Here is a 9022-nt window from a genome sequence, read left to right on the forward strand (position 1 = left end):
CAATTATGACGACATGGTGATCGTGAAGGATATAGAGTTCTACTCGTTATGCATTCACGGGAAGTCAATCCTCTACACGCCGGATGGTTATCGTTTTGCCCATTCAGTTCGTCCTGGCGATCGTTTGCTTACTTTGGATCTCACCACGAGAAAGCTGGTAAAGACTGAAGTTCTTGCTGTATCGGTGAGCAGGCATCGTGAGCGATTTCGCATACGGTTCTCGAACGAGCGTGAGCTTATTCTTACAGGTGATCATCCACTTTACGTCATTGGCAGGGGATTTGTCCCAGCAGGTAAACTACGGGTTGGAGACATGGTGCTCGGCGTGCATAGCCGGAAACTCAAGCGACCTACCTATACCTGTGAGCCTAACTATGCCTTAGGTTATGTACTGGGTGCTATCGCTAGCGATGGAAGCATAGACGACAGAATAAACTATCTTTATGTTTCCAAGAAATGGTTCGAAGCTCAAAATACTGCTAAGGGTTTCAAGCGAGGCTTTCAACCGATACCTCAGAGCGTCCTATTACAGCGGGTATTAGCCGATATCACCACAAGGATCTATCGTGTTGAATCTATAACGCAGGAGAAAGCTACACGGAAAAGCTATACGATGTATAACTTTGAATGTTCCCCTCATCATTCGTTTTTAGCAAATGGAATTTTGGTAAAGAACTGCGAACATCATCTGCTTCCGTTTTACGGCAGGTGTCATATCGGATATATCCCAAACGGCAGGATAATCGGCCTGAGCAAGCTGGCACGGCTGGTTGATGTCTTCGCCAGAAGGCTCCAGGTTCAAGAGAGGCTCACCCACCAGATAGCCCACACCCTCTACAGGGTCTTGGAGCCGGAGGGGGTCGGTGTGGTGATGGAGGCGTATCATCTGTGCATGATGAGCAGGGGGGTTCAGAAACAGAACTCCAAGGCGATCACTAGCGCCGTTCTAGGGTCATTTAGAACCGATAGGGCCACGAGGGCGGAGTTTATGGATCTGATAAAGGCTTCGGGGTGAGTGAAGGAGTGAACGGCGGGAAACTCTACGTCGTCGCAACACCTATAGGCAATCTGGAGGACATAACCCTCAGGGCGCTCAAGGTGCTGAGGGAGGTCGATCTCATAGTAGCCGAGGACACCAGGCATACGCGTAAACTGCTGGATCGATATGGGATAAGAAAGAGGCTGATAAGCTATCATGAGCATAACGAGAGGGAAAGGGCCGAGTGGATCATAGAGGAGCTGAAATCCGGCAGGAAGGTCGCCCTTGTCTCCGATTCGGGAACCCCCGCTATATCCGATCCGGGATACGTGCTGATCCGGCGATGCGTGGAGGAGGGAATCGAGGTCATCCCGATACCCGGTCCATCCGCTTTTCTGGCCGCTCTTAGCGTCAGCGGATTGCCGGTTCATCGCTTCGTATTTGAGGGGTTCCTGCCGCATAAATCCGGGAAGCGAAGAAATAGGCTGAGGCAATTGGTCGAGGAGGAGGGAACGATCATCTTCTACGAATCACCCCATCGCCTCCTCAAAACCCTCTCGGATATGCTTGAGATCATGGGCAACAGGAGGGTGGTTATAGCGAGGGAACTGACGAAGGTGTATGAGGAGATATTCAGAGGTAGCATCGAGGAAGCGTTGGAAAGGTTCGGCACGGGAAAGTGTAAGGGGGAGTTCACAATACTCATCGAGGGAAAATCCTAACGTCAAAAAACACCGGCAAATATGCCCGATATAATACCGATTCAATCCGGCCTTAGCAGGCTTTTGAGGTAGATCGCTTATGGTGAGGGAATCTGGAGTGGAAATAGAAAAGGTTTGACGGGCTTTTGACAAGGGTGTATAATTTGCAGGCACTTCTCAACTGGATTAGGACGAGGCGATGAAAAAGGAAATCCGTTTTATAGAGGTTCTATTTGTAATAGGGGCGATCATCAGTGGATGCTCAGAGCAACCAAACGGCGGGGAATACCTCGGGCGGCCTGTGGCGGTTAAAAATTGGGCGTATCAGCTCCAGAATGTCGATCCTGATGTGGTCATCGCCTCCGATTTTGAACTCGTGGTTATGGACTACTCGAAGGACGGATCTGAGGAAGGAAGATATTCCCCGGAGGAAATCAATAGGATCAAGGAATCATCCCTATCGCTTATATAAGTATAGGGGAGGCGGAGGATTACCGGTTTTACTGGCAGGAGAGGTGGCATCGAACTCCTCCAAACTGGTTAGGCGGCGAAAACCCTGAATGGGAGGGAAATTATGCTGTGAGGTATTGGGATGAGGGGTGGAAAGATATAATCTTTTCCTATCTAGATAAGATCATAGGACAGGGCTTTTCCGGAGTTTACCTCGATAAGGTCGATGAGTTTGAATACTGGAGCAACCCGAACAACAATGAGGGGTTCCATCTCTCAGAGGAAGAAGCGGCGAGGAGGATGATAGATTTTATCATGGATATAGCGAGCTATTGCAGGAGTAAGAGCGGAGATAGCTTTTACATAATCCCACAAAATGGCGAGAGGTTGATCAACTCTGATAGCTCACTTTTAAATATAATCTCCGGCTGGGCGGCCGAGGATCTCTTTTATGACGGGGTCGATCCTATACCTCCAAGCATCATCCGCGAGAGAACACGCTATCTGGATGCCGTCCATGCAGCGGGCAAACCCGTGTTTTCTGTGGACTATGTCGACGATGGAAGTGGATATTCCGGGGATAATAAGGAGAGGATAGATGACTACTATGAGAAAGCGCTGGACAAGGAATATATCCCTTACGTCGCGAGATCTGATAGAGAGCTAGATGAGTTAAATGTCATCGGAGGTGTTCAACCATTAGAGGCGCGCAGTCCCCGATAAAGGAGTATTATAACTGCTACCTCCGACTCCGACGGGAGGTATCGAAGTGGTTGGATCAGAGCCTTCTTATGGATAGGCCCGGACCACATGGGGGCGGAGAGGATGAGGCCAATTACGCCCTGACCTGGTTTCACCATTATCTGGTGAGCGGTGACGGGAAGGTTATGGATCATTTCCGAAGTCTACTGGCCGATCTAATCAAGTGGGTCAGGGAGAGATGCTTTCACGGATATCCACCTAAAGCCGATGTTCATCACGGACCTGAACCGTTTCTTCTGTTTCTGCCGAGATATCTGGCGTTGGCTCCCTATGACGAGAGGGCGAGGGCTCTTCTCAAGGACGCCGCGCATCACATCGGCAACTGGGTTGAGGAAATACCGAAATGGTATGATTACAACGCTGATCGGTTTCGAAGTTATTATCTGGGGACGCAAGTTGTTGATGATGATCCACGTTATTCCTATGAGGTGGCGGAGCACATCAGGTTTATACATATCGCCTTGGCGGCCTATAGGGTTACGGGAAAGGAGAGATATCTGGACTGGGCGATTCGATATGGTAGACGTCGAGCGCATCTTATCTTGGAATCGGGGGATAACCCGATACCGGTCATGTGGGATGCCAACGGGAAAGGTATATATGAATCTGAGCTTAAATCGCCCCAACAGAGGGAGATGGCCTGTAGCCAACATCACGTCCCGGGCGACCCGCTGGCAGGGGTGGAAAATCTGCTGGCATCCGGAGCGATCTATGCCTTCGGCGACCTCTTCCTGATATCGGGCGATGAAGTGTTTAGGGAAGCATCCCGCAAGATGGTCGAACCGTTGATCGGTGAACTGCTAGACCCATATGCCGATCCAGGTGCGGCAGCGGTGTGGTATTATCGATGGACCTTCCAGGATATCTCCCTCGACGATAGCATGATCAAAGTGCTGGAGGGAATTCCACCTGAGAGCGATTCCGACCTCGCCATGGTATTTCCTCAGAGTTGGCGTCGAAGAGAGCGGGGGGTTGGAAAACGAAAGGATATGATCTACTGGGGCCTGTGGTCGGATGACGGGTCGGTCAGACCCACCCACGAGCCCTCAACAGCAGCCCTAACGCTCGCCTATCATGTAACAGGCGACGTGGAGTATGCCAGGCGCGCTTTTAAAAACGCGGCCACAAAGCTGATGATGGCACGAAGGGTACTTCGTGGGGGGAGGGAACATGCTGATATGGGCGGAGCGATATGTTCCGTGGCGGCGGGACATGGTCGAAATTGGGGACAGGGAGCGGTGACGGGCTGCTATGGTCCCTTGCTTTTGGGTACCAGAGAGGTTCTGGGCGGCCTGATGCCGACGATCGAAGTTATACTGCCGAAGGAGATCGTTTCACTTGTAAAACCGCCCGTGGGAGATGAAGGCGAAGTGCTGTTTTTCAATGGAAGTGAGAGGACGGTGGAATTCTCATGGCGGAGGCAGGGTGATGAGTGGATATCGCTCACGCTGTCCCCTGATGAGGTGAGAAAATTTCCGATTCGGGTGCGCTGATGATACGACGGCTGCTTATAAGCTCTTATATCTCGATGATAGCTATAGCTGTGATGGTCAACCTCCCACCGACCTGTCTCACCTCGATAAAAGGTGACTTTTCCCTGAGCGATACACAGGGCGGCATGCTGCTTTCAACTCTCTTTTGGGGCTTTGCATTAACGATAATCCTGACCGGTCCGCTCGCTGACAGATTCGGTGTTAAACCCTTTCTGATTTCAGCTTCCATTCTCCAAATCTTTGGCCTTCTGATGAGTACTCTCTCCTCTATCTTTCAGGTTTTAGTTTTCGGAGCCTTTCTGATGGGAATGGGTAGCGGCATATTGGAGGTCCTCGTAAACCCTCTCATCTGTATTCTAACGCCCGAAAACAGGACGAGAGCCATAAATTTCTGCCATGCCTTCTACTCCATAGGTGCCGTATTGACCGTCCTTATGGCATCGCTATTTTTGAGGATGGGATTGCTTTGGAGATATGTCTATCTGCTCGGTATCTTTCCCTCCCTTCTGTTCGGAGTCGGGTATCTTACCTCCTCTATCCCTGAGCTTCCGTCCTCCGATTACAAACGCTTCTTCGGGATCGGTCTGATGGTGCATCCGATCTTCATCCTTCTTCTTCTGGCGATGTTGTTAGGGGGAGGCACGGAGCTAGGGGCAGCGCAGTGGATACCGGCATATCTGGAGGAGGTATTGGGTCTTTCGCGTTTCGGCGGCGCGTTCGGACTCGTGCTTTTCAGCACAGCCATGGCACTTGGCCGTATGACGATGAGCAAGATAGGCGGTAGGGCTCATCCGATGGGAATTCTCAGGTTCGCTTCTCTCTCATGTGTGTTGCTTCTGGCTCTATCGGCTCTGTTTCGAAGCGGAACGTCGGTCGTGATTTCCTTTTCCCTCCTCGGGTTTTTCGTCTCGATATTCTGGCCGACGGTGCTTGCCTGTAGTTCTGAGATCTTTCTAGGGGGCGGGGCAACGATGTTTTCACTTCTGAGTGCAGCAGGAAATGCCGGCGGCATGATATTTCCGGCTATGGTCGGCGCAATAGCCGATAGATGGAACCTGAGAGTTGGAATAGGAACGTTATCGCTGCTCCCCCTGCTATTGACTTTGATCTTTACCCTCCTCGGGCATCGCAGAAGTATGGATGAGAAGCTTTAATGAGCTCGATGAACTTAAAAGCCAAGTGGCGGAGGAGCTAAATGGACTTGCGTGGGGATGGAAAGTTTGTTAGAATATCTTCCGTTGATGTTATGGAATTGAGGTGAAAGATGCCTCTAGCGGTGGGGATGATTGAGTTTAAAAGCGTAGCACAGGGTATTATGGCCGCCGACGCTATGGTAAAAGCTGCTTCGGTTCAACTTCTACAGGCAACTCCCGTCTGTCCCGGAAAATATGTGGCTATAGTCGGCGGGGAGGTTGCAGCTGTTCGAAGCTCCGTTGATGCCGGAATCAACGCTGCATCTGCCGTGGTAGTCGACACCCTCGTGATTCCGAATGTGCATGAGGATCTGTTTCCGGCCCTGAGCGCGACCACCCAGATCGAGGAAATTAAGGCGTTGGGTATAATCGAAACCTTCTCCGTGGCTTCCGGAATAGTGGCAGCGGACCTCGCGGCGAAGGCGGCTAGCGTGAAGTTGATTGAGGTGAGAATAGCTAGGGGGTTAGGCGGCAAGGCCTTTGTACTCCTGACCGGAAGCGTTAGCTCCGTCAGAGCGGCTGTGGAGGCGGGATCGAGATACGCTATCGAAAACGGACAGCTCGTCGATAGCCAGGTCATCCCATCTCCCCATCCTGATCTGATATCCAATATACTGTGATGAGAACGGAAGGGAAAAGACATAATAAATTCCTCGACCCCGCAGCCTTGTCAAAACTCGGGGGATTGGAGCTCGTGGCGAGATTAGTGGTGGAGGGATTTATATCGGGCCTCCATAGGAGCCCATATCAAGGTTATAGCGTCGAATTCGCCGAGCACCGACAATATATGCCCGGCGATGAGATCAAGCATATAGATTGGAAGGTTTACGGGAAATCCGATAGGTTTTACATAAAGAAATTCGAGGAGGAAACCAACCTGAAGGCGTATATTCTCCTCGACACCAGCGGATCAATGGGATATGGGAGCGGAGATTTGAGCAAGTTGGAATACGGCTGTTATCTGGCCGCTTCGCTGAGCTACTTGATGCTCAGACAACGGGATTATGTCGGATTGGCCCTGTTCGATGGCGCTATTGCCAGATACATCCCACCTAGAGGAGAATCCTCCCATCTGCATCTCATAACCACCGCTCTCGAGGAGGCCTCACCCGGAGGCAAGACGAGCATCGGAGAAGCGATTCAGGAGCTGGCGAGGAGAATTGTCAGGCGCGGTTTGATAATCCTCATCTCGGACCTCCTCGATGAACCTCAGATGGTAATCAGGGGACTTAAACTCTTAAGACATTCAAAACATGAGGTGATCGTCTTTCACGTGATGGATCGTTCCGAGCTGACCTTTCCGTTTAAGGGCTCGGTGATGTTCAGGGATCTCGAGACGGGAGAGAAACTGAATACCGACGCCGGTTCTCTGCGATCCGGATATCTCAAGGGGATAGAAGACTTTATTGAGTCCTATAGAAAGGGGTGTGGCGCCAGCTCGGTCGATTACGTCCTCATGGATACCCACACCCCTTTCGATTATGCGTTATCGGCATATCTCTCCAAAAGGGCTGGTTTTATCTGAAACCCCCGGATTTCCTCTCTTCGCTTTCCTGACATGGCACGCAGAACATAGCATAGGGAATCAGCTCAAGCCTCTTTTCGGGGATAGGTTGTCCGCATTTGGCACAGATCCCATATGTGCCCTCCTCTATCCTTCGAAGGGCATATTTGATCTGTCTGAGCGCAGCAGCATCCTTCGCTCCCAAGCTCTGCATGAGCCTCCTCTCATTCGATTCATTCGCCTCATCGGCGATGTCGGTTGCGCCTTCGTCCTCCGCCTTGATTATCTCCTGATCCTCATACTTTGAGAGGATCTTGTTTTTCTCCTCCAACAACAGCCTTTTGAACTTCTCCAGGTCCAACCTCGGCAACTCATTCACCCCCTTAAAAGGATATAGCCGATCAGCTTATATATGAGCCTGGCCGCCAGGACGTTGGGAGCGATCAGTCCGGGAACGGGTGCCAGCTCCACAACGTCAAATCCCACCACCTTCCTGGCTTCAGCTACCTCTTTCAGAAGGGACAACACCTCATACCACCCCAGTCCGCCCGGCTCCGGCGTCCCCACGGCCGGCATTATTGCCGGATCAAGTCCGTCCAGATCGATTGTTATGTATACGTTTTGACCCAGTTTCCGGATTACATTCTCCTTCCATTCCTCATCACCGATGATGTCCTTCATGAAGAAGATTTCGTCCTCCAGTTTTTTATCTACAACGAACTCCATCTCCTCCGCTGAGATGCTTCTGATGCCTACTTGAACAGCTCCCTGGCAAACCTCCCTTACCCTTCTCATGACACAGGCGTGGCTGTAAGGTGATCCTTGGTAGGAGTCCCTTAAGTCGGCGTGCGCATCTATCTGAAGTACGGATAGATCGGTATACCTCGATATTCCCCTTACCGCGCCGATGCTTATCGTATGTTCCCCTCCCAGCAGGACGATAAGCTTACCGGTCTGATAGAGATCTTCAACGATACTTGATATCCGCTCGACCATAAAGGCTGGCCCCTCCACGAGGGGCTCCATCTCAGGGAGAGTATGAATGCCACACCTGTAGATTTCCTCCCCGATCTCCTCATCGTAAAGCTCGAGAGACCTGGAGGCGTCTATTATAGCCTTTGGTCCCCTTCTGGTTCCAGCGCCATAACAGGTTGTCCCCTCATATGGAACCGGAAGGATCAAAACGGAAGCGTTATCAAACCTAGAAAAGGGCCCCTCAATACCCATGAAATTATAGGGCAGGGCCCTCTCATAAGTCATTATCTCACGAGTTTCACGATCTTCTGCCTGTCCTTATTGACCACCCTTGCGGACAGGAAGATATCGTGCGGGAAGTCCCTCCCACGGTCCAGAACTTGATACTCCATCCTTCCTATTTCGAACCATTCCTCGGTGAGCTTAATGGCTATACTCGTGTCGAACGGCTTGCATGAGAAGACGTCCACGCTCAGGTAGAGCTTTTCGGGGAAGGTATGGATGCTGATGTGACTTTCGGCGATTATGACGAACCCCGATATGCCCCAATCTTCCGGTTTACCGGCGGTATATCGGGTCACATATGGAGGGGCGATCTTGCTCATCTCGATCTTCTCCGGAAGGACGTCCAGAAATCGGTATATGAAATCGAGGTCTGAGAGCTTCTCTCTGTTGCACTCATACCCATCCAGAATCAAGTGCGGGCCAAACCCTTTTTTCATCTCTTCCCGTTCCTCCTGACTGCTGAGAGCTATCCCTTCCAAAGCGGCTGAAAATTATATCATTAAGACGTAAAATGTCAAGGGGAACCCAAAGGGCTCAGAAATTCCCCATTATCCTATAGTTCCGCAGATTTTGGTTGCCAGATGAAAGGGGGAGAAGGTATCATCTCTAAAAAGGAACTGTAAAAGGAGAAAACAAATGGAGATCTTCTTCCCCATAGTGATGATATCCTATCTTATGGA

The 9022-nt window shown here is 50.9% G+C and carries 9 protein-coding genes and 1 pseudogene; 7 read left to right on the top strand and 3 right to left on the bottom strand.

The window, feature by feature from the left end; translation table 11 throughout:
* The first annotated feature begins 13 nt into the window (after nt 1-13).
* The 7 genes and pseudogenes from folE to J7M22_01540 all read left to right on the top strand — a co-directional run bounded on the left by folE (nt 14) and on the right by J7M22_01540 (nt 7103).
* Complete coding sequence (gene folE / locus J7M22_01510) at nt 14-1015, top strand: GTP cyclohydrolase I FolE (protein MCD6505278.1); 1002 nt, start codon at nt 14-16, stop codon at nt 1013-1015.
* 8 nt (nt 1016-1023) lie between these two features.
* Nucleotides 1024-1701: a 16S rRNA (cytidine(1402)-2'-O)-methyltransferase gene (gene rsmI, locus J7M22_01515; protein ID MCD6505279.1), complete on the top strand. Its 678-nt coding sequence runs from the start codon at nt 1024-1026 to the stop codon at nt 1699-1701.
* Nucleotides 1702-1879: 178 nt separating this feature from the next.
* Nucleotides 1880-2853 (top strand): annotated as a pseudogene (locus J7M22_01520) (endo alpha-1,4 polygalactosaminidase).
* 50 nt (nt 2854-2903) lie between these two features.
* Entirely contained in the window at nt 2904-4385 is a 1482-nt protein-coding gene (locus tag J7M22_01525; protein MCD6505280.1) for a hypothetical protein, read from the top strand.
* Entirely contained in the window at nt 4385-5539 is a 1155-nt protein-coding gene (locus J7M22_01530; GenBank protein ID MCD6505281.1) for an MFS transporter, read from the top strand. Before J7M22_01525 ends, J7M22_01530 begins: the two co-directional genes overlap by 1 nt.
* Before the next feature lie 110 nt (nt 5540-5649).
* A complete protein-coding gene (locus tag J7M22_01535) occupies nt 5650-6198 on the top strand; it encodes a BMC domain-containing protein (protein MCD6505282.1) in 549 nt (182 codons plus the stop codon).
* Entirely contained in the window at nt 6198-7103 is a 906-nt protein-coding gene (locus J7M22_01540) for a DUF58 domain-containing protein (protein ID MCD6505283.1), read from the top strand. The genes J7M22_01535 and J7M22_01540 overlap by 1 nt, the downstream gene beginning before the upstream one ends.
* On the opposite strand, the gene J7M22_01545 is transcribed toward J7M22_01540, so the two are convergent.
* The 3 genes from J7M22_01545 to speD are packed head-to-tail and all read right to left on the bottom strand — an operon-like array spanning nt 7096 to nt 8779.
* Entirely contained in the window at nt 7096-7452 is a 357-nt protein-coding gene (locus J7M22_01545) for a TraR/DksA family transcriptional regulator (GenBank protein ID MCD6505284.1), read from the bottom strand. The genes J7M22_01540 and J7M22_01545 overlap by 8 nt on opposite strands.
* 5 nt (nt 7453-7457) lie before the next feature.
* Nucleotides 7458-8342, bottom strand: a complete 885-nt coding sequence (speB, locus tag J7M22_01550) for an agmatinase (GenBank protein ID MCD6505285.1) — start codon at nt 8340-8342, stop codon at nt 7458-7460.
* Complete coding sequence (speD, locus tag J7M22_01555) at nt 8342-8779, bottom strand: adenosylmethionine decarboxylase (GenBank protein ID MCD6505286.1); 438 nt, start codon at nt 8777-8779, stop codon at nt 8342-8344. The genes speB and speD overlap by 1 nt, the downstream gene beginning before the upstream one ends.
* Nucleotides 8780-9022 lie beyond the last annotated feature (243 nt).

It is taken from the genome of Candidatus Poribacteria bacterium (assembly GCA_021162805.1).
Taxonomy (GTDB): domain Bacteria; phylum Poribacteria; class WGA-4E; order B28-G17; family B28-G17; genus JAGGXZ01.